Source organism: Planctomycetaceae bacterium (assembly GCA_041398825.1).
Lineage (GTDB): Bacteria > Planctomycetota > Planctomycetia > Planctomycetales > Planctomycetaceae > F1-80-MAGs062.
In genome coordinates this window covers 100,333-120,717 of sequence record JAWKTX010000001.1, presented here as the reverse complement: position 1 = coordinate 120,717, position 20,385 = coordinate 100,333, and the positions used below count along the sequence as shown (strand labels likewise).

Here is a 20,385-nt window from a genome sequence, read left to right as displayed (position 1 = left end):
ATGGTATGAATTCAGTCTTCTTCGAAGGAAGCGTTGATCGCCGCAAACGATTTCAAAGCGGCCAGAGTTGGTGCGCTGACGTGGTGTTCAATCCCTTCAGCGTCGATGGAGGCCTGCCCCTGCCTGTTTTCGGCAACGCGTGGCCTTTGGGCCAGCATCCACTCCCACCGTTTGCCGAACCTGAAATCATGAATCTGGTGGTCTGAATACAGAGGAATCGAGTCATCCGGAACAGCCGACAAATTCTCATGTGGAATTCAGCGTTTTCCCGGAATGGTTCATGGGATAGAATCCAGAAGTGCCATCCCGGTAGATTTCTTTTCTGGTCGGAGGAAGTTCTACTGAAGTGGCATCTTCACTGCCGAATGGCTTTATCGCTTTCCTTCAGGGTTCCGCGATCGATACGTGGAAAGAATCAGACCAGTATGCGATGCCACCAAAGAATTGCGCGTCATTGGGACTCCCAACCTGAATCTCGGAAGGGTTTCACTCTGATCGAACTACTGGTCGTGATCGCGGTTATTTCCGTCTTGATTGCCATCCTATTGCCAGCTGTGCAGCAGGCCCGCGCCGCGGCACGTAAGACTCAATGCCAGAACAATCTGAAGCAAATTGGTCTCGCTCTGCATCAATTTCACGACACCAACGGAGCATTCCCCCCAGCTCGACTTGTGCTTGACGGCGTCAGGACGCTTTCTTCAGATGGTACAACCAGCGGTATGGATGAACCATCCTGGTTGATACGTATTCTGCCACACCTTGAACAAGCCGCTCTTTACGAAGAATGGGATTTGTATAAGCCGTTCGGTTCTCATCCGCTTAGTACGCGGCAAAAAGTGGTTCAGACATTCCTGTGCCCGGAGCGGCATGCCGGAACTTCGCCAGTAGCGCCTGATTCGTCCGTTGTCATTACGCTTCCTTGTGGTTGCCCCGGCGGAGCTCAGCACATCCCTGGTGGCGCTGTTGTTGATTATGTTGGGAATCATGGGGACATCTCACCGGGGGCCAATGGGCGCGCGACAGACTTCTACTGGGGAGGGCGTGGTACCGGTGTCATTATTTCAAGCCATCCCAGGCTGAAAGGCAGTGACGTGGTCGCCGGATGGGTAGACCAGATTGCAATTCGCGATGTGTCCGACGGTACTTCAAACACACTGCTCGTCGGAGAACCCTATATTCCCGAAGGCGAACTGACGAAAAGCCCATACAACGGTCCGGCATACTTTGGTCGCCACTTTCAAAACTTCACCCGGATCGGTGGCCCCGGTTTACCACTTGCTCACAACTCAAGAGACCAGCGAGGCACCCTGTATTCCTTTGGCAGTGCGCACAACGGAGTCGTGCAGTTTGCATTAGCAGATGGCAGTGTGCGGGGAGTGTCAACGTCCATCAGCACCAGCCTGCTGGCGAATTTGTGCAACCGTCGGGACGGTGTCCGTGTCGGTGGATTCTGAAGCAGGAATTTGTCCATTGAAAATCTCTCAAATCCTCTGTATTTCCGTTTGTCTCGGCTTAGTCACTGGTTGCGGGGAAAGCCGAATTCCTACTTATCCGATCGTTGGCAAAGTCGTGTTTGATGATGGCACTCCGGTTCGAACCGGGACCGTTGAGTTTTCATCAGTGGAACATGCACTGACTGCAACCGGAACCATTCGTGACGACGGAAGCTTCGTGGTCGGCACATACGACAGCAAAGATGGCGCCTGCGCTGGGGAACACAGCGTTATCGTCATGCAGCTTATCGTCAACGACGGTACAGTCAAACACTCGATGGATCACGGCAAACCTGTTGACCCGGTGTTCGCTTCCTATAACACGAGTCCGCTGACCGCGAAGGTCGCGGCCAGAGAAGAAAACGCAATTACATTGACCGTTACACCCAGCAGAGAGGTGTACTGATATGAAACGGATGCTCCGCGATATCAGGAACTTGAGACAAATCTACTGATTCCGTCGGCGGATGATTTGAATTTGTCACCATGTAGTGGACGCGGCCCTTTCGGAATAGCTCCTCAGCGTGTCGAACACACCATGCAGTATGGTGTGAATGAGAAGGCAGACTTCTCACCGCGCACGTTACTTCGCGCAGAGCCAGAATATCAGGCACTTGTCGTTCGACGCCCAGACGCATCAATCAACTGAGTTTTGGAACCCGCACTTTCGTAAGTGAAACGGGATCGTGTGTTTCGATTGCTGTTTCAATCCACTCAGGCAGCCGAACGCCGACATCATCGATATTCGTGCTGCCTGACCCCGGGGCGGGTTGTTCGATTCCACGGTTCGTTATCCACTTCAATTGTCGGCGCAATTGTATCGATTTTCTGCCGCCATTAGACTCGCGGATCATGCCTCTGGAACCCGTCAATTCGTCTATCAGGCCTGCGCTCGTGTACAGAACCCAATTCCCTGCCATCATCGCTGCATCCTGTTTGCTCGCCATGAGCCCCGTCAAGGCCGCTTCCGCAGACAGACCAAACATAGTCATCATCCTGGCCGATGATCAGGGGTATGGCGACTTCAGTCTCAATGGAAATCCATGGGTTCGAACACCACATATTGATTCACTTGCCAAAGAAGGCGCGAGGTTCGAGCGATTTTACGTGAACTCTTTCTGCGCTCCGACTCGTGCTGCGCTGCTCACCGGCCGGTATCCTGTGCGGTGTGGCGTTTGGGGTGTGACCCACAATCATGAGGCCATGCGTCCCAGTGAAGTGACGATCGCAGAGGCTTTCAAGGCGTCTGGCTATCGGACAGCCTGCATTGGAAAATGGCACAACGGAGAACAGTTTCCATTTACGCCACCTGGCCAGGGGTTCGATGAATTCTTTGGTTTTCACAATGGGCATATCAATAACTACTTTAATACAAAACTCATTCGCAATGCCCACACCGAACCAACCACCGGGTACATTACGGATGTGCTGACGAACGACGCCATTCGATTCATCATTCATAGTTCTTCAGGCGAAAATTCAACGCCCTTCTTCTGTTACGTTCCATTCAACGCGCCGCACTCGCCCTATCAGGTACCGGATCAATACTACGATCGCTTCCGGAAAATGGGCTTTGATGAATCGGTGTCAGCATTCTGGGGCATGTGCGAAAACATCGACGACAATGTCGGACGACTCCTGAAGACACTTGATGATCTGCGGATTGCCGACAACACCATCGTTGTCTTCTTAACCGACAACGGCGGAACGGCGGGAGTCAAACTTTTTAATGCCGGAATGCGTGGTGGCAAAACCAGCGTTCACGAAGGTGGATGTCGAGTGCCGATGCATATTCGCTGGCCCAACCACATTCCTGCGGGCAGGGTTGTGCAGCAGATCGCTTCGCACATCGACATCTATCCAACCCTGATCGAACTCGCCGGACTGCTGGCGCCGCCAGGACCTCAAACAGATGGAGTCAGCCTGGTACCGTTGCTGCAGGGTAATGGAACCAATTGGCCTGACCGGGAGATTTACACCCACAATCCGATTTCAGAAACGAATCGTTATCCCGGTGCAGTGCGAACACAAAGATACCGTCTGGTTCGGGAAATCAAGGGCCCGCAGGGAGGTTCATCGGCGCGGGCCAAAGATGACTCTGCCACAGACTGGCAGCTCTACGATATGCACTCCGACCCTGCAGAAGTAACCAACATTGCCGAACGGCACCCGGATATTGTCCAGCAATTAAGTGAACAATACGAACGCTGGATTGACGAAACGCATGAGACGCCGTTGCAGCAGTTCGCGATTCCCGTCGGCCACGAACAGGAGCGGCCTGTTTGGCTGATGGCACCTCAGGCATCTGTTGAGCCACCGCTGCACTTTGCCAATGGACCGGGATTCGCTCACGACTGGCTCACCGGATGGACAAGTATTGACAGCCAAATTCGATTCGATGTGGATATCCAGCATGAGGACGACTACACCATCGACTTGCAATTCTCGTGTGATGAATCCAGCGCGGGCTCTGAAATCAGCCTCAACACGGACTCGAAAGAAACTCTTTCCGTCATCGTTCCAGCGGCGCCTCCCAGCGAGATTCCTTTGCCTCACCGAGATCAACGCGGGAGATCCAGGTATCGAAATCGTGACTGGGCAATCCTGCCGATTGGTACCGTCCACCTGACGCCCGGCCGGCAGTCTTTGACATTGTCGGCCGAGACCCTGCCAGGGAAAACAGTGATGGACTTGAAAGCAATCAGGGTCTCATGGTGAAACCATCACCCGATATCAAGACCGACACACCACCATTCCTGTGCAATCCCTCAGAAGGTTAACACCACATGGCACGCGAAGAATCAGACCGTGAGGATCTGATGCGGGAAGCAACAGCGTTTGTTCGTCGAGCCGAGCTGCAGGTGGAAGGACTGGACCAACCCGTCACGGTTGGATTCCGCCGCACAGGTGCATTCAGCGTCTTCATCGATCAGGACCCTGTTTACCAGTTCACGCCGGATGGGCAGCTTCGGCGGGCATACTCGGGTGGCTTCCTGTATCGCAGCCAACAGGGAACGCTCGCCAGAATGCATCGAGAAAGAAGCAACTCACAGACGACCCTGATCCGATCGGATCTGTCTGAAAGCGAACTTTCATCGTTTCACGATACGATGAAGAATCAGTTGTGTCACATTCGCGACTGCCTGCAGGCCGGTCAGGTGCAGATCCTGCGTACCGTCCCGGATGAATTTGAGGCGGTGCCGGAAACACGGATGGCATTGCAACAAGTCCTGAATATCACAGATCACTGGATTGCGCCGCCAATTGCACCACGATGAAGTCATGACTGCTGAAGGCGAAAGGCTGGCTGATGGACGGGATTGATGACCTGTCGGATCTGGTAATAGATGCGACTGAAACATTGGGGGATGCCACGGATGGCTGCCGCTACCAGGCAGCCGTGTTCGCGACTTTTCTTTGCTGCTGCTTCACGTTCGCAGCATTTCAATCTTCGGAATGGATGTGTGTCCTGCTGTCTGCGATCGCTGTTGTGACGGGAATCATGGCTTTCTGGTTATGGATTCGCAGTTGATGTCGGGCGAGTCAATTTGTGTGAGCGTGGCATGAATCCTATTGATGTTTCCATCCACGAACCACAACTGCATCCGCCACCACCTTCGGGTGAAAGCAGCATGCCGCATGCTGGTATCGTGCTTAGCCAGCAATCGGGTCGCAAACGTGGCCAACGAGTCGTCAGGCTGGCGTCCGGCGACCACATCGTCACAGTTTCCGCACGATAGAAGACAGCATCGGTCGTACAGGCATAAGTTCCACAGCCGTGACCTTCCGGCAGGACTTCATCTCGAAGTGATCCGTCGTTCAGAGACAAGACATGCGGACGGAGAAATATTCGGTTGCCCACGATTCCTGGTCGCATCATGGCTTTGCCATGATCACCTTTTCCGCCCGGCCATGAAACGGTCTGCTTCCATAACTGCTGACCACCGTCATCACTGCGGGAGGAAACCTGATACAACCCATTGTGTGACGAAACCAGAGTCAGCTGGTTGCCGGCATGGGCCAGATAAAGAACGACCTGAGGGTCCATCGGATCCAGCGGCTTAACCCAATTCAACGATCCGGATTCGGCATCGATTGCGACCAGCCGAAGGCTCTTCCACAGCCGCGAATCACCAATACGGCGTTCCCCCGATGCAATCACATCTGGATCACGCGATTCGACAAGATACACCACTCCGTTGCTGATCGTGATGGTGGAATTCAGGATCACCCCGCCGCGGTATTCCCATTGAACATCGGAGGTTTCAGTATCGCGGCAAGTCAATAAATCGCTGCAGACAGGAAATGTCACTTCCCCGGATCGTGCATCGTACCAGCCTGCGTCTGCATCTCCCCAGAACGTTGTCCACGCAGTGCCCGGTTTTACAGAAGTGCCGAATAACTGGTCATCGGCAGTCGCAATGTACCCCCATTCCATTGCATTTTCTCCGACCGCCGGCGCGGGAATGTGTCGTACGATTTCTCCGGTCGCTGCATCGATCTGCCAGCACTCGCCCTGCACAGCCAGGAACAAGTACTTATCGCTTGCGCACCAGTTGCTGCAGTCACGCGGCATGTTGAACCGTTCGAGTCCCGGAATTTCCAGCGACCAGATGACCGTACCGTTGAAAACATCCAGCGCCAGCACTCGATGAAGCCCCTGCAGGAACAGTCTCCCCCCAGCGGACAATGGTGAAGGCTTTCGGCCACTGCGATCTGCCTGATATCGTGGCCCTGGCCGCCCAATCCACTGAACACCCAGATCCTGTGTACTCCTGGCATTGCCCAACTGTTCTCCGGCGAATCCAGAATTATCGGGGGTGCCGTAGAGATGGGACCAGTCGGCAGATCCGGTCAGCGGCGGACGGAGATACCTTTTCCATCCGACGCCGACATCCTCCAGAGCCATCTCAGCCGCGGCCCGGGAACGGACATCAGCCTGAGAACGAACATCAGACCGGGCCCCTTCCCCTGTCTTTGTCAGGATCAGGACGCCCCCGTTCGGTCTCACCAGCCGCTGGCATTCCCGCAACAGGGACTCGTCGGCTGGCTGATCAACCAGCACGATATTCGCCCAGCCGTCTACGAATGGCAGCCTGGAAAGGTCTTCCACCTGATGGATTGTGACCTGAGAACCGTACAGCCCCACTCGCCGGAGTTTCGCAACATCCCGCCTGGTGCGGTCGCTGTCTGTTTCAGCAATCACGAACCGGAACCGGGTCGCACGGCACAACTCGATCAACCGGTCCGTTTCACAACGCCCCACGATCAGGCATAAACCTGTCCTGGTTGTGGCAAGTGACTGGATCCTTTCCACAAATTCTTTCGTTTTGTCATCCGAGGAAAGTGGGAGGCTTCTGCCCGGGGACTGCAGTGTGTAGTTGAAGAAATTGTCACATTCAAACGGCGCGCTGAACAGGACATCGCCTGCCTGTGGCTGCCCGATTCGATATTGATAGAAGCCCTTGTGTCTCAAACCAGTCAATGTCACCTCGTGGTTGCACACAAGTTCCTCATCGTGCCAAGTCGTATTGAACTGATCCATCCCCCATTCGACGATGGTTGGTTCCGGCTCCTGTGTCCGCCATTGAACAATCGCTGTCGAGGGATCGATGAACTTCAAACAGGGACTCGTCGCCAGTTCAAGCATTTTCTTATGGGCAGGGATTCGTATCGAACACTCGTCGTACAGGACGGCAACTTCTTCCGCGGTCAATGCGCGATCATAAATCCGCATTTCGTGAAGCGCTCCCACCATGCGAAAATACTCGTCCTTATCATGGTAGGCACCAATCTCGAACCATGCTCGATCCGGGTAATGAATGTCCCCGGCCTGCTGAGTCCCTTCTGCCTTCAATTGACCGTCAACATACAGGCGCATCGTCTGGCCGTCGTAGCTGCCGACCACGTAATACCACCGTTCTCTCTCAAACGGCTGAATGTCAGAAAGATAGGTCAGTCGCTGCGGACCATCCTGAGCGCAGAGTCCAACGCAAAATCGATCCTTTCGATAGCCAAGCAACCATCCGCGTTCCAGATCGCCATCATCCTGAATCACTCCAACAATTCCGCCCCATTCCTGATACTGATCCAGCCGCACCATGGCTGCCGCTGTGAAAGATCGCTGTGGAACGGTTGCGTTGCGGAAGTCAGCATTGACCATCAACGTCTGCTCACGACCATCCAGTTCGATTGACTGGTGATCACCCAGCCTGGAAATCCACGGCGTTTTCGCGAATACGATGTCCGCTCCTTTCAACGCGTCAATTGTCTGGTTCTTCACCGACGATGACTGAAATGCCCAATGATGAATCAGCCCCGGTTCATCAATCATTTTCAGGTCACTTGTGTCGCCAACGGGCGATAAGACGTTCTGCTGTCGTTCTGACAGAGACGGATCGGTCTGATCGGGTTTCTTCTGACCAGCAGCGAAACACTGAACGGTCCCGGAATCACTGCTGCAGAACAACCGCCCATTGGCCGCTGCCAGACCAAAGATGCGACCTTCAGTTGCGGATCGCCAAAGCAATCTGCCGTCCGTGGCCGACCAGCCACTGACTCGTTGGTCGCCTCCCGTGAACAGAACATCGCCCGCTTTGATCATGGCGAATGGGCAGTCACAAGAGGCACGCCAGAGTACTTTCTGGTCGGTCAGTCGAGAACAGACGATTTCGTCGTCGGTCAGCATCCACGATGTCGAACCATCCACAACGATGGCATTTCCACGACCCAACCCCGCAACCATTTCGCGAGTCTGCTCACTGGATTGGCGAAATCCACCTTTGCGAGAATCCGTACCCGGACCGTGAAACACCGTTTCATCCAGTGATACGACAACAATGGAGCCTCCTCCACTTTTCTGCATCTCACCAAGGTCCTCACCGGTTTCTTTTGAAAAGACTCGCGGCGCGACTCGTCCCTGCGGTAGAATTAATGCCGAAGAAGAAACCGCAGGAGCGCCTTCGATAGTGAGACCGGGCAATTCGCGAACGTAGTGATCCTCCGAACTCTGCTGCCCGGATTCCGCATCAACAGCGCACAGGAATGATGCTTCCCAGGGAAGCATGGAACAGCCAAACCAGGCAGTGCCTCCTTCGACGACAACACCAGTGCGACACGGATGCAATGGAATGAATCGACCGTTGTTCAGAATGAGATCGCTGCTCGGTGATGGTTTCAGTTTCCACAACAATTCGCCTGTCGCAGCATCGACACATCGAGCGTGTCCATCGTCTGATCCGAAGTACACGCGACCGTTCGACCAGGTTGCCGCAAGACGCACTGGGCCACCGGTCGTCACAGCCCAGTGTTCAGTTCCATCGTCTGCATTCAGACAATACAACGTATCGTCCACCGACGAACCGAACCAGACCCGATCTCCCACTGAAATCACCTGAAAGACCGAATCATAATTCCGCATCGACGGGAGGTTTCGGTGGTATGCATATGCGTCATACTTCGCCGGGCCATGCCACGCGGTTTGAGGTGGAGATGCCGAACGCCAGGACCAGCGAAGCTGGAGCGTCTCCAGGTCCGGCTGATCTCTGGTTGCCCCTGTCCGGCGAATGTCGTGCTGCCAGACAGGCCAGTCTTCTGCCGATGACGGCAATTGATCTGAGCCGACCAGCAGAATCGCATCAAGTGTGCACAACAAGACCCGGAGAGACGTGTTCATTTGCGATTCCAGCAGGAGAAGCATCATCAGATGCCTGAAGCATACTGAAACTCTGTTTCACTTCGTAGTACAACGCCTTCAACGGGCCCTGCGAAACCTGCAAACCCAATTCTGCAAACTGGCAGACGCGGCATCAATGAGGACATTGGGACATTGGCACTTCGGGGACCAACCTGAGAGCTCTCTGGCTGTCCGTTGAAAAATCGGGACAGGCACACGCAGGATGGCTGTAAACCATCGTGTTTTGGTATCTCCTGCTCGAGCCAGTCCCATTTTTCAACAGGCTGCCAGGCTAGAGGTCGGCCGTTTCCCAGAAATCACAGGGTGGCTGCGTCTGGAATTCCATCCACTGATGCAGGATCGGGTGCAGAAAAGCGAGCTTGGCAGCATGCAGTGAGTGACGCTGCTCTGCAGGTTCATCGCCATCGAATCGTGGAGCTTTTTTTATGGCACCAAACGCGGCGTAGTATTCGTCTCCGCAAATCGGATGACCAATCTCACTCAGATGAACACGAATCTGATGATTGCGGCCTGTGTATAAAACACATTCCACGAGGGCATGCGCAGAATACCGTTGGAGGACTGTCACCTTTGTTCGAGCGGGCCGTGCAGCCCGGGCTCCTGGACGAGCGGACATCAGCACGCTGTTTGAGCCCGGTCTCTGCCCGATTGGAAGATCAACCAATCGAGATTCGAAACTCGGATTCCCTTCAACGATCGCGAGATAAGATTTGGACATCCGGCCCTGCTGGAAATCGATCGATAACAGCCTGTGAGACAGATGCTCCTTCGCAGTCACAATCAGGCCGCTTGTCATTCGGTCCAGCCGATGAACAACTCCCGGACGCAGGAGTCCCGGCAGAGGAGTTTGGCGATCGAGGTACAACTGCAGCGCATTCGACAACGTCCCTTCCTGAAAATCGCCAACCGGATGAGCGACTAATCCGGCTTGTTTATCGATAACGACAATCCAGGGATCCTCATACACAACCTTCAATTCACAGGAATACGGTGAAAGCAGCTTATCCGGGGGTTCCACCAGCCGAATTCCAATCACCTGGTCAGCAAAAACCCGGGCAATGGGCTCAGCGGGCAATTCATTGATCGTCGCCAGGCCGGCAGCAACCATCTGATGCAATCGCCAGGTGGTGTAATTGCGAAGATGCTTACTGAGAAACGAGTCGATTCGTACCCCGGAAAGATACGGCTCCACCGTAAAAGAAACAGTCAACGGGTACGCGTTCTGCGTCATGATCCGGTCGGTCGCTGAAGCTTAACCCGGCAATTCTTCATTCGAACCACTATCGAACAGCTTCTTCTGGCGGTCGTCTCTTGCGGTCAGTTCCCGATAAAGCAAACTGGGCTGGATATCAGAGTTGTTCTGATACTTGCCACTCTTGTATTCGGTCACGTCGCCTTCGAGAGTGTGATAGAACACCTGACAAACCTGAACGCCGGGATAGATCCGGACCGGCTGAATCGCGAACATTTCCAGTGTCCAGTATCCGCAAAACCCAACGTCTCCAAAACCTGCAGTCACATGCACAAACAGACCGAGACGACCAATTGACGATCGTCCCTCCAGCATGGGCACCAGATTGCGGGTCTCGGTGTACTCGATGGTTCGACCCAGATACAGCTGATTTGGCTGCAGAATCAATCCTTCGGGGGGAATATGAATTCGCCGGAAGCGATTCGGCCGCTTCATGTCGAGCACAATTTCCTCGTACACCAGCAATTCATCGTGCAGACGCAGGTTGTAACTGTTGGGATTCAGCTGATCGTCGCTGAAGGGCTCAATGCTGATATTTCTGCCCAGCTGCGCTCTGATTTCACTGCCACTGAGGATCATTGATAACCTGCTGACGAACGACCGAGGGGAAAAACGGGCGAAGACTGCGATTCAAACGGCCATCCGTGAATTCTGGGCAGCGTAGGCTGGAATCGATGCAGAATCAACCAGTGCCGCAGGCTAAGCAAGTTGGTCACCAACAATTCTGGACTGTCAGATACGGTTCCACGCTATGGCTGGAGCACTTCAAGAACTGTGATTGGCGTTTCCGGCAGAATTTCAACCGACGCACAGGAGGCGGGCAACAACACTGTCTGCCCCGGGTTCAGCAGTAATTCCGTTCTGGTCGTCTGCAAAACCCCCTTCCCCTCCAGCACCATGACCACCCGAAAGCGGTTGTCGCACCGAACCGCAAACGGATTCGCCGACTGATGCCGCCGGATAACGAAATAGGGGCATCGGACGAGTTCTTCAAAAACATGAGTCGTCCCTGCAAGCTGAACAGGCTTGACCGGGTCAACCGGCCCCCGATTAAAGTCTGTGCACGCCAGTGATTCGTCCAGATGAAGGGGCCGTGGTTTTCCATCCGCCCCCACCCGTCCCCAATCGTGCAAGCGAAACGTCAGGTTGCTTTGTTGCTGAATTTCCGCCAGCACGATGCCCGGCCCGAGCGCGTGGACAGTGCCGGCTGGTACGTAAATACAATCGCCGGGCTTGACCGGGTAAATATGAAGGCAGGATTCCACATGGCCTGATTCCACAGCCCGACGGAGCTGCCTGGCATCAACCCCCGGCTTTAATCCCGCACAAATTCTGCTGTCCTGCGCTGCGTCGATGATAACCCAGGCCTCTGTTTTTCCGTTTTCCCGCGCATTGAATTGCCTGGCAAGTACGTCATCGGGATGAACCTGCAACGACAGCCAGTCGTTCGCATCCAGAAATTTCATCAGCAGTGGAAACTGACTCACCCCGGCATGTCGGCCAAAAAGTTCCTCTGGCTGTTGTGAGATTAATTCGGTGAGTGCCATGCCGGAATAATCGCCGCTGCAGACGTAACTCTGCCCATCCGCATGATCCGCAATCTCCCAGCTTTCGGCGTAATCGGATTCTGTCCCCACCGGCTTCTTCAGCAGTGTGCCAAGGCGAGACCCTCCCCAGCGGATGCGTTTCAGGATGGGAGTAAAAGTCAGTGGCTCCATGGGATGGATCACTCCTGTGAATTCTTCCGCCGCGGCTGTTGAGGAATTGGCGCCTGTCCGAACAATCGTCATTCTGTATTGCGTTCCCTTCAGAATACTGCTTATTCCGGCATATTCGTCAGGGAACATGTCGATGTTTGTCACACTTTCTAGTGTGCGCGGGTTACTTCTGAGCCTGCCAAAAGGGCCTCGTCAAAGTCATTGTAGATCATCCGTCAATTGAAAGACCAAGGCAGATGCGGTTACTGATTACTGGTGGTGCTGGATTTATCGGAAGTAACATTGCGGATCGCGCGCTGGAAAAGGGATGGGAAGTCGCTGTTCTCGATAACCTTGTGTCCGGACGACGCGAGAACATTCCTGCTGCTGCCACATTCTTCGAAACAGACATCTGCGATCCTTCAGGCGTTCAGAATGCGTTTGACCAGTTCAAACCCACCATCGTGACACATCAGGCAGCACAGGCAAGCGTAGCCATTAGTGTGCGCGAACCACAGATGGACGCCCAGGTGAATATCATTGGTTCAATCAACATCATGCAGGCATGCGTGAACCACAAAGTGGAACGGCTGGTCTTTGCCAGCACAGGTGGCGCGATTTACGGTGAGGTCCCCGATGGCACTTCCGCGGGGGTTGACACCATTCCAATGCCCGTCAGCCCCTACGCTTGCAGTAAATTCGCAGTCGAAAAATACCTCGCCTGTTTCAAGTTCGAACACGGCCTGAACTACACTGTTCTTCGTTACGCCAATGTCTACGGACCACGACAAGACCCACATGGCGAAGCAGGAGTGGTCGCCATATTCTGCAATCGCATGCTGGCCAACGAATCGATCCGAATCAATGCTCGAAAAACCACGGGCGACGATGGCTGCGTACGTGACTATGTTTACGTAGACGATGTTGTGAACGCCAACATCGCTGCGTTCGAAGGGCGGATCCCTGACGCAATTCTGAATGTCGGCACCGGACAGGAAACCACCACGCGTCAGCTGGCTGAACGTCTTCAAAGTGTCATCGGCTCGGACATCGAAATGGCGCCGGCAGATCGGCGTCCGGGTGACGTGGAACGAAGTCTGCTGAACGCTGATCGACTGGTCGAATTACTCGGCCCTGCCGTACCTGTGGCCGATGGACTCACAAAGACCGCGCTCTGGTTCAAGGATCGCAGGCTTCAAGCAAACTGATGCCGGAACAAACTATCTGTGAGGGGTGCAATGCCTGACAACACATGGTCAGGCATTTCCCGTCTTCGCTGCTATTGGACGTGCCAATTGCCGCCCTCTGCATTCAATCCGGGTGAGATTCATTTGCCAACGGCAGTCAGGTACCGGTCGCCCCGAAAGAAAATCTGCCCATCGGAAATGGCCGGGGAAGCATAGGTAAACTCTCCCAGTGGATTACGATGCAGCACATCAAGTTTGTCTCCCGGCTTCACGACTGCAGTGGTGCCGTCATCGGCGGTGAAATACACGAGTCCGCCGGCCGTCACCAGTGACGCGCTGTAGTGGTTGCCCAGTCGATCCTGCCAGATTCGATCGCCGGATTCCTTATCGAAACAATTGACTGTACCACGATCATCTGCCACAAACAGGTAACGTCCCTGCAGCACTGGTGAGGGCACATAGCATTTGGCCGCTTCACTATGCCATGCCACATGCGAAGATGTGACGTCGCCCTGCCCTGATGGACGCACCGCCATCACATGATGAGTCGGAAACCCAGCCGTCAGATAGAACTTCTCTCCATCGTAGACCATCGATGAAACGAACTGCTCCGTTGGCCCTTCTATCAGCCAGTTCAGTGCGCCTGACCGTGGATCCATACTGACAACACGTTTACTACCCGTCAGAACCATCTGGTCGCGACCTTCGATCGTGCGAATGATCGGCGTACAGTAACTACGCGTTTTGTGCTCACGCGGAGTCTTCCAAACAACTTCTCCGTTCGAACGATCCAGAGCGGCAACATACGAATCGCCATCGTGATCGCCATTGATGATCAAAAGATTGCCATAGATTACCGGCGAACTACAGAACCCATGGACGCTTGTAAAACCGCCGGGGGACACACTCCAGAGGGCCTTACCCTCGAAATCAAAGGCTGCGACCAGAATTTCACCGGGTGTTACCGGACGTGGCGAACCAACATTAGGAGCTGGGACCTCACGACCATCGGTCACGAGAAATGTGGCGTAAACATGTTTGCCATCTGTCGCGGGTGTCCCCGAAGCATAGCTGTTGAGCTTGTGTCGCTTTTCCAGTGTGGAAGTCGTGACGACACTCTGCCACAGTAGCTTGCCGTCTGAACGCTGAAAACACATCAACACACGCTGCTGAGTTTCTTCAATGCAGCCTGTGACGAAGACAAATTGCCCAAAAACAATTGGGGACGAATGTCCGTGAGCCGGCAATTCTGTTTTCCAGGCAATATTGTGGCCAGTCTGACCGTTCCATTCGACAGGAACGTCTGTTTCAATTGATGTGCCATCTCCACGCGGACCGCGCCAACATGGCCACTCCTCCGATGGAGCGGCCGACATGCATGCTCCGAAGATGGACAGGACGAACAAACAGCCGATCGATTGATGCATACAGGGCCTGCGAATTCCTGGGTGATCGTGAAATGAGCAAACCAGATCTCAGACAGGTGAATTCAGGTCGGTGATCTTCCCTGAATTCACCCTGAGAAGGATCGCTACATGTTGATCTCGTATCCTTTTCGATTCTCTCTCGCAAGGAATGAATTTGCCTGATCGTCACCAATGACTTCGCGATGAACGGGGTCCCAGGCGAGAGAACGATTCAATCGCATGGCGATGTTGCTCAGGTGACAAATCTCCAGCATCCGGTTGTGAGACCACACATCAGAAATCGGCTGTTTCCGGGACCGCATACCTTCGATGAAATTCGCGGTGTGATTTGCACTCACCGGGCCACCGTAAACTTCTTCAATCGCTCCGGCAGGCAATGGATTCGACTTGAGCGCCTCAACCGGCGCACCAACAATCTTGCCACGATTGACAAAGAAGCGGCCTTCTGTGCCTTCGAAGAGGATGCCGTTATCGCCTTCACTCGTGATGATCATTTCGACATCGTCAGGCATGTCGACTTTGATTCGAAAGCTTGTGGCGGCATTATACTGATCATCAACTACCGGAAAACCATCCTTGTATTCAACAGGCAGGTTGAACTCCAGCGGTGTGATGCGGCTTGGCCCGGTCTCAGTCGCACCTAATGCCCAGCAGGCAATATCGACGTGGTGAGCACCCCAATCAGTCAACTTACCGCCACTGTACTCGTGCCAATTACGAAATGCGTAGTGACAATTGCTGAACAGGGGCACGCCACCCCCATATCCTTCGCGAAGCTGCGGTAAGGCTCGATAATCAACTTTGGGAGCCGGACCAAGCCAGGATTCCCAGTCGAGCCCTTCCGGTACAGCTGTCACCGGAATCACCGGCGAAGACTCCATTCCGTTAATACCGCAGGTGACGCGTTTTACTTTGCCAATGCGTCCTGCCTTAACCAGCGCCACGGCCTGCAGAAATCGCTGTTCCGATTCTGTTCTCTGCATCGTTCCGACCTGAAACACTCGCCCGGTCTGTTTCACCATCTTTTCAATGAGTTTGCCTTCAGCGATTGTCAGCGTAAGCGGCTTTTCACAATAAACATCCTTGCCGGCCAGCATCGCTTCCACAGCGATCTTGGTGTGCCAGTGATCGGGCGTCGCAATCATAACGGCATCGATATCCTGACGATCCAGAACCTTTCGATAGTCGCTGTAGGCGTCCGGTTTCTTTGTTTGCCTTTTCTCCGTCTTTTCAACATTGGCTCCCAACACATTCGCATCGACATCCGCCAACGCGGCAAAGTCTGCAAACTGAAAAGATTTGCTCGTAATTGCCCAACCCTGATTTCGAAGTCCAATGGTGGCAAATACGGGCCGGTCATTCGGCGACAGATAACCGGTGGCACGACTGGAATTCGGGCATAAAACGGCCGCAGCTCCCAGAGCAGCAACATTCTGCAGGAAGCGACGACGTGATGGGGTATTCGATACAGTCATGGGATCACAACTTTCAAGGATGGGCAGATATTTGACTCGGTCAATGAACGTCAGTTTCAGCGCTCCTGCCTGAACACTGCAGAAACGAATGTGCTGGTCTTTATAGGCTATTCAAAAGACTGCTGGAAATGTACGCAAACAGCAGCAAAGTTCCCTCAGCAAACAGAATTCAGGTCCATGAACTCTAAACTGTCCGTTGAAAACGGGACTGGCTCGAACAAGGGACCTTAAGATACGACGGTTTACCGCCGTCCAGCGTGCCTGTCCCAATTTTCAACGGACAGCTAAGCTAAGATCGCCATAAACAAACAAAACGGTTCAAGGCTGAAGACATCGTTGTGAGACCACCGGGCCGGGTTCACACCATTCTCATGGCTCGTCCACAGGTACAATCTCGATCCAGTTCAGACAGGTGTTCGTTGTCGAGCCCGCTAATCCAATCTCCAGTGTGAGCATGCCGTCGCTCACAGACACGATCATGGAACGTTCGAGCCATTCTCCGGCGGCTGTTGTCTCATTCCGGACCAGAGGCTGACCTTCCACCGTCACATTCTGACCTGATTGTTCATGGCCGGAATCGCCGACGCAAACCGTAACCCTCCATCGGGTATTTCTGGCAGCGAAGTCCCAGGTATCATGACTACGTGTAAACAGAAATGTATCACGATAATCGCCGCTGATCTGCTCACGCTTTCGGTGATTTGAAGAAATGTCTCGCCGCCATCCAAAACCAGATTCCGTTTCAAATTTGCGACCGCTTTCCTTCCGGAAGCCATCAATATCAGTCACACCCGGCCCGGCAAAATTGAACCGAATGACTCCGTCAACCGGCTTACCAGCCAACGAATCCGGCACACCATCCCGATCCGCAGGGACCGAAATATGGGACCAGCTGTTTGGAGCGGGATCGAACGGAAGAGCATCTTCAATGTCATCAATACCGTCTCCATCTGAGTCGGCAGGAGACGTGACTTTACCTGACCTGCTGTGAAAAGATTTCATCGACAAAGATTCAATGGCCTTCCACCATTTGATGAGAAACTCGCCACGTGTCATACCTTCAATCAACGGGATATCGATGTCCCCCACGGTATTGCGCTGAGCCAGGGAGATTTGCTTTACTTCATTGCACCAGTCGATCGTGGCTGGCACATCAGGATTCAGCTCCGGCCGACGCGGGTCAAGCGGAAGACTGCCCGTTACAGCCAGTAGATTGGCGGCAACAAAGGCAGCGTGATCAGGCTTTAAATCAGGAAATGGCCACAGGATATGCCGACAAGATTCATCACACTCTTCAACCAGTGAACGCTGAAGCGCCACGAGTCGCTCACGATTCACCGGAATGGCCCGGGCATCCATCTGATGTCTGATGCAGAATGCGGCAGTTGCCCCAGCCGCAGTACCGATCGCCATGCTCTGGTCATGCAGACGCAGCGCCGAACTGACGATGCTGCTGTATCCCAGGTTCTTCTGACATCCCAGAAGCCCATCCAGCTTCGCCGGGATCAAGCTGCGCAGCGGAAAAGTACTAAGCCCACTGTAGGGCGGTCCCCATGTTCGGCCGGGACGAAAATCGCATTTCCAGGGACCGGTCGGGTTATCGTCGTCCAGAAACACTCGCCGTGTCGGATGGAAGTCATATTCGAACTGCCATGCCCCCAACGCGTCATGATACATCACCTGCGAATACCTTCTGGCATTCCCCCGATACCCCATTGTGTCCTGCTGTCGCATCATGTACATGGCTCGCAGTCGCAGTGATTCGCGGATATATGGCTTTGGTGGCAGTCGATCTGAGGTCTTGAATTCGTCTGTAAGTTCAAACCGACGAAAACTGTGTTCCTGATCCGGCATCGCGGAGTGAACTTCTGTCTGCAGGTAGTGCAGGAATCCCAGCGAGTATAGTTTTGCATCACGAAATATAATCTCCCGCTGGGTGCGACTGAGCTGAACAATATTCTTTGCGGAAGCCCCCTGCTCTGTTGCCTCCAAAGCAGCGGCCACACCAGCAGGCAGAACGTCCAGCGGGTAGTCGATCGCCGGAAAACACAGCAGGAGAACATCCGGGTGCGTGACATCCGGGAGATTGTAGTGATCGATGATCCGTCGGCTTTCATACAACCACAATGGATCCCGCGGCCAGTTGTGATGTCGGTAGTTTTCCGGATTATAGTTTTCAGGAGCAGGAATGGGCTCGTATCGATCTGTTTCATGGATCACTAAATTGTATGTCACTGGATTCATATCCGTGACGGGGTACGAGCTGCGATCGATCGGAGCGAGCGGTTCTCCATACTTGTCATGCAAATCGGGCCCGAATTCATAATCCGCGCCAGCCAGTTTGATCGCGTCGCCCCAGTCAGAGGCATCAATGGTAATTGCAGCTCGAACAATAAGCTTGCTCTTCACCTGATCTCCGTTGTCATTATCAGTAACCATGGCCGGTTCAAACATCATTCCATTCAACCGATCCCCTGTTCTGAATGCAGCAATCGGAAACTGGTTGTCGACGATTTTAAGCTGACCAGACGCTACATAGGGCTGCAGCCATTCCTGAAAAACTTCGGCGGCATCCGCGGGTCGACAGGTCGTAATCACGCGTGTATTCCCCGGGCGAGATGCTCCGTACTTGCGGTTATTCAGCTGCTCGATGAGGTCAATGATCTCCAGAAACGAACCGTTCCGCGGAAAGGGAACCGTGTGATCGTAGCCGGCCGGTCCCCGGTTCTCGTCGATTGCAACCAGGGCCTCCGACGAAAACTGTCCGCCAAGCCAGGACGTATCATTGACCAGTACAATAGACTTTACTCCCATTCTGGCTGCCTGCACCGCCGCCGCACATCCAGATTCGGTTCCGCCAACAATCAGAACATCAGCAGATACCTCGGTAACATCAATTTGATGATCTTCGCCAGGGCACACAGACTCCCCCAGGCAGTAAAGCAAGACAATCAGGCAACGCACGAACATATAACAGCCCTAACAAGAACACGATCTGAGCGCGAAACAGGGTACGCAAAAAAACGCTTCGACGAAACATCGAAGCGTTTCAAGATTCAATGGACGGCCCGAGCCACATTCCTGAACACTGATCACAGTTGATTAACGGAACCTCACGTGGTAACGAATTCTCTTCCCGGAGCCACAGCGCTCAGGTAAAGCGGTTGTGGGCGAGCAGCAGCAGGCTGTGGAACAGGAAAGAATCTCTGCACGGCCCTCAGCAGATCGCTTCGACTGATTTGTCCCAGCAGGGATCCATCGTCCACAACCGGCAATTGCCGGACTGACGATTCGATAAAGTTCTGCGCGATGGACAAGACGTTCAACGCTGGCGAAACAACCGGAACTTCATGCTGCATCCAGAAGGATACGGTTGCCTTGTATGCAAGGCCATTCATGTCCGCCCTGTCCTGTGATTCGACTAGCGGAGTTCTGATGGCCGTGACTGCGGCAGACAGCGCATCTCGCCTCGTAATTTCGCCTATCAAACGTCCCTGGCGAGTCACAAGCAGACGCCGAAAAGAGGTCTGATGAAAACGTTCGAGAATCTCGGGCAATGTCGTTTGCTCATTGATCATTCGTCCGGGCTCGTCATCCATCCATGCAGTCACCGCTGCGCATGGCGATTGTTCCCAGCACAGTCGAATAAACACCTGCATTGCGGATTTTTCGGAGAAGACGCCCAGTACAGTACCATCAGAAGCCAGTACCGGAGCGCCCGATACTCCCTTGCGTATCAACTGGTCGGTACACGACATCACGTCGGAATGGCTGTGGAGTACCAGAGACGGGGGTTTCATGACGTCCGCAGCAATCAACAGGTTCAGGCAACTTCGACTATTCAAAGAAGACGGTTTGTCGCTGAGTCCCGCTAAATCCAGAGCGGCAATTGCAGATTGTTCCGTGAAACGTCCTATCAGAACATGAGTCTCGGTCACAACAGGCAAACCGGAAACACGTTGAGCGATCAGCTTGTCCACGGCATTCAGCACGTGAACATTGGGGGTGGTTGTTGCCAGATTGCGGGTCATGATCTGGAGCGCAGAAACGGGAGACAAATCCATGGCACACCCTTTCTTGAAGAGAATACTGCATGCGTGCGAAATCATCAGTCCTGAATGACTGATGCGGCGATTCAGAAATCGCAGAAACACCCAC

15 protein-coding genes are annotated in these 20,385 nt (G+C 53.8%); 7 read left to right on the top strand and 8 right to left on the bottom strand.

Annotated features, from left to right (window positions below; genetic code table 11):
* Window positions 1–5 precede the first annotated feature (5 nt).
* The 6 genes from R3C20_00460 (at window position 6) to R3C20_00435 (ending at window position 5,025) form a co-directional block, all read left to right on the top strand.
* Entirely contained in the window at window positions 6–206 is a 201-nt protein-coding gene (locus R3C20_00460) for a hypothetical protein (GenBank protein MEZ6038943.1), read from the top strand.
* A gap of 219 nt (window positions 207–425) precedes the next feature.
* Window positions 426–1,454 (top strand): DUF1559 domain-containing protein, encoded by a 1,029-nt coding sequence (locus R3C20_00455; protein ID MEZ6038942.1) that lies wholly within the window; start codon window positions 426–428, stop codon window positions 1,452–1,454.
* A gap of 16 nt (window positions 1,455–1,470) precedes the next feature.
* On the top strand, window positions 1,471–1,899 hold the full coding sequence (locus tag R3C20_00450; GenBank protein ID MEZ6038941.1) for a carboxypeptidase regulatory-like domain-containing protein: 429 nt from the start codon (window positions 1,471–1,473) through the stop codon (window positions 1,897–1,899).
* Between the two features lie 539 nt (window positions 1,900–2,438).
* Window positions 2,439–4,211 (top strand): arylsulfatase, encoded by a 1,773-nt coding sequence (locus R3C20_00445; protein MEZ6038940.1) that lies wholly within the window; start codon window positions 2,439–2,441, stop codon window positions 4,209–4,211.
* Between the two features lie 68 nt (window positions 4,212–4,279).
* On the top strand, window positions 4,280–4,771 hold the full coding sequence (locus tag R3C20_00440; GenBank protein ID MEZ6038939.1) for a hypothetical protein: 492 nt from the start codon (window positions 4,280–4,282) through the stop codon (window positions 4,769–4,771).
* A 32-nt stretch (window positions 4,772–4,803) separates the two neighbouring features.
* The gene (locus tag R3C20_00435) at window positions 4,804–5,025 is read left to right on the top strand and encodes a hypothetical protein (GenBank protein MEZ6038938.1); all 222 of its coding nucleotides are present in this window, start codon (window positions 4,804–4,806) and stop codon (window positions 5,023–5,025) included.
* Here R3C20_00435 and R3C20_00430 read toward each other — a convergent pair.
* From R3C20_00430 to R3C20_00415, 4 genes are all read right to left on the bottom strand, one after another.
* Window positions 5,008–9,168, bottom strand: coding sequence for a PQQ-binding-like beta-propeller repeat protein (locus R3C20_00430; protein MEZ6038937.1), 4,161 nt, complete (start codon window positions 9,166–9,168; stop codon window positions 5,008–5,010). The two genes, R3C20_00435 and R3C20_00430, sit on opposite strands and share 18 nt — an antisense overlap.
* A 292-nt stretch (window positions 9,169–9,460) precedes the next feature.
* On the bottom strand, window positions 9,461–10,420 hold the full coding sequence (locus R3C20_00425; protein MEZ6038936.1) for an RluA family pseudouridine synthase: 960 nt from the start codon (window positions 10,418–10,420) through the stop codon (window positions 9,461–9,463).
* Window positions 10,421–10,441: 21 nt separating this feature from the next.
* A complete protein-coding gene (gene dcd, locus R3C20_00420) occupies window positions 10,442–11,020 on the bottom strand; it encodes a dCTP deaminase (protein ID MEZ6038935.1) in 579 nt (192 codons plus the stop codon).
* A 170-nt stretch (window positions 11,021–11,190) separates the two neighbouring features.
* On the bottom strand, window positions 11,191–12,231 hold the full coding sequence (locus tag R3C20_00415; GenBank protein ID MEZ6038934.1) for a type I phosphomannose isomerase catalytic subunit: 1,041 nt from the start codon (window positions 12,229–12,231) through the stop codon (window positions 11,191–11,193).
* A gap of 164 nt (window positions 12,232–12,395) precedes the next feature.
* Between R3C20_00415 and R3C20_00410 the strand changes: the two genes are divergently transcribed.
* Entirely contained in the window at window positions 12,396–13,346 is a 951-nt protein-coding gene (locus R3C20_00410) for an SDR family NAD(P)-dependent oxidoreductase (GenBank protein ID MEZ6038933.1), read from the top strand.
* Between the two features lie 119 nt (window positions 13,347–13,465).
* Here R3C20_00410 and R3C20_00405 read toward each other — a convergent pair whose 3' ends face one another.
* The 4 genes from R3C20_00405 to R3C20_00390 all read right to left on the bottom strand — a co-directional run bounded on the left by R3C20_00405 (window position 13,466) and on the right by R3C20_00390 (window position 20,291).
* The gene (locus R3C20_00405; GenBank protein MEZ6038932.1) at window positions 13,466–14,752 is read right to left on the bottom strand and encodes a PQQ-binding-like beta-propeller repeat protein; all 1,287 of its coding nucleotides are present in this window, start codon (window positions 14,750–14,752) and stop codon (window positions 13,466–13,468) included.
* A gap of 104 nt (window positions 14,753–14,856) precedes the next feature.
* Window positions 14,857–16,227 carry a Gfo/Idh/MocA family oxidoreductase gene (locus tag R3C20_00400; protein MEZ6038931.1) on the bottom strand — a complete coding sequence of 457 codons (1,371 nt, stop codon included), beginning with the start codon at window positions 16,225–16,227 and terminating at the stop codon, window positions 14,857–14,859.
* Between the two features lie 369 nt (window positions 16,228–16,596).
* On the bottom strand, window positions 16,597–19,197 hold the full coding sequence (locus tag R3C20_00395; GenBank protein ID MEZ6038930.1) for an FAD-dependent oxidoreductase: 2,601 nt from the start codon (window positions 19,195–19,197) through the stop codon (window positions 16,597–16,599).
* Window positions 19,198–19,340: 143 nt separating this feature from the next.
* The gene (locus tag R3C20_00390; GenBank protein ID MEZ6038929.1) at window positions 19,341–20,291 is read right to left on the bottom strand and encodes a CBS domain-containing protein; all 951 of its coding nucleotides are present in this window, start codon (window positions 20,289–20,291) and stop codon (window positions 19,341–19,343) included.
* Window positions 20,292–20,385 lie beyond the last annotated feature (94 nt).

Coding starts and splice junctions, on each gene's coding strand:
- R3C20_00460 (MEZ6038943.1), top strand. CDS start 6: ATGAATTCAGTCTTCTTCGAAGGAAGCGTTGATCGCCGCAAACGATTT.
- R3C20_00455 (MEZ6038942.1), top strand. CDS start 426: ATGCGATGCCACCAAAGAATTGCGCGTCATTGGGACTCCCAACCTGAA.
- R3C20_00445 (MEZ6038940.1), top strand. CDS start 2,439: ATGAGCCCCGTCAAGGCCGCTTCCGCAGACAGACCAAACATAGTCATC.
- R3C20_00440 (MEZ6038939.1), top strand. CDS start 4,280: ATGGCACGCGAAGAATCAGACCGTGAGGATCTGATGCGGGAAGCAACA.
- R3C20_00435 (MEZ6038938.1), top strand. CDS start 4,804: ATGGACGGGATTGATGACCTGTCGGATCTGGTAATAGATGCGACTGAA.
- R3C20_00430 (MEZ6038937.1), bottom strand. CDS start 9,168: ATGAACACGTCTCTCCGGGTCTTGTTGTGCACACTTGATGCGATTCTG.
- R3C20_00425 (MEZ6038936.1), bottom strand. CDS start 10,420: ATGACGCAGAACGCGTACCCGTTGACTGTTTCTTTTACGGTGGAGCCG.
- dcd (MEZ6038935.1), bottom strand. CDS start 11,020: ATGATCCTCAGTGGCAGTGAAATCAGAGCGCAGCTGGGCAGAAATATC.
- R3C20_00415 (MEZ6038934.1), bottom strand. CDS start 12,231: ATGACGATTGTTCGGACAGGCGCCAATTCCTCAACAGCCGCGGCGGAA.
- R3C20_00410 (MEZ6038933.1), top strand. CDS start 12,396: ATGCGGTTACTGATTACTGGTGGTGCTGGATTTATCGGAAGTAACATT.
- R3C20_00405 (MEZ6038932.1), bottom strand. CDS start 14,752: ATGCATCAATCGATCGGCTGTTTGTTCGTCCTGTCCATCTTCGGAGCA.
- R3C20_00400 (MEZ6038931.1), bottom strand. CDS start 16,227: ATGACTGTATCGAATACCCCATCACGTCGTCGCTTCCTGCAGAATGTT.
- R3C20_00395 (MEZ6038930.1), bottom strand. CDS start 19,197: ATGTTCGTGCGTTGCCTGATTGTCTTGCTTTACTGCCTGGGGGAGTCT.
- R3C20_00390 (MEZ6038929.1), bottom strand. CDS start 20,291: ATGGATTTGTCTCCCGTTTCTGCGCTCCAGATCATGACCCGCAATCTG.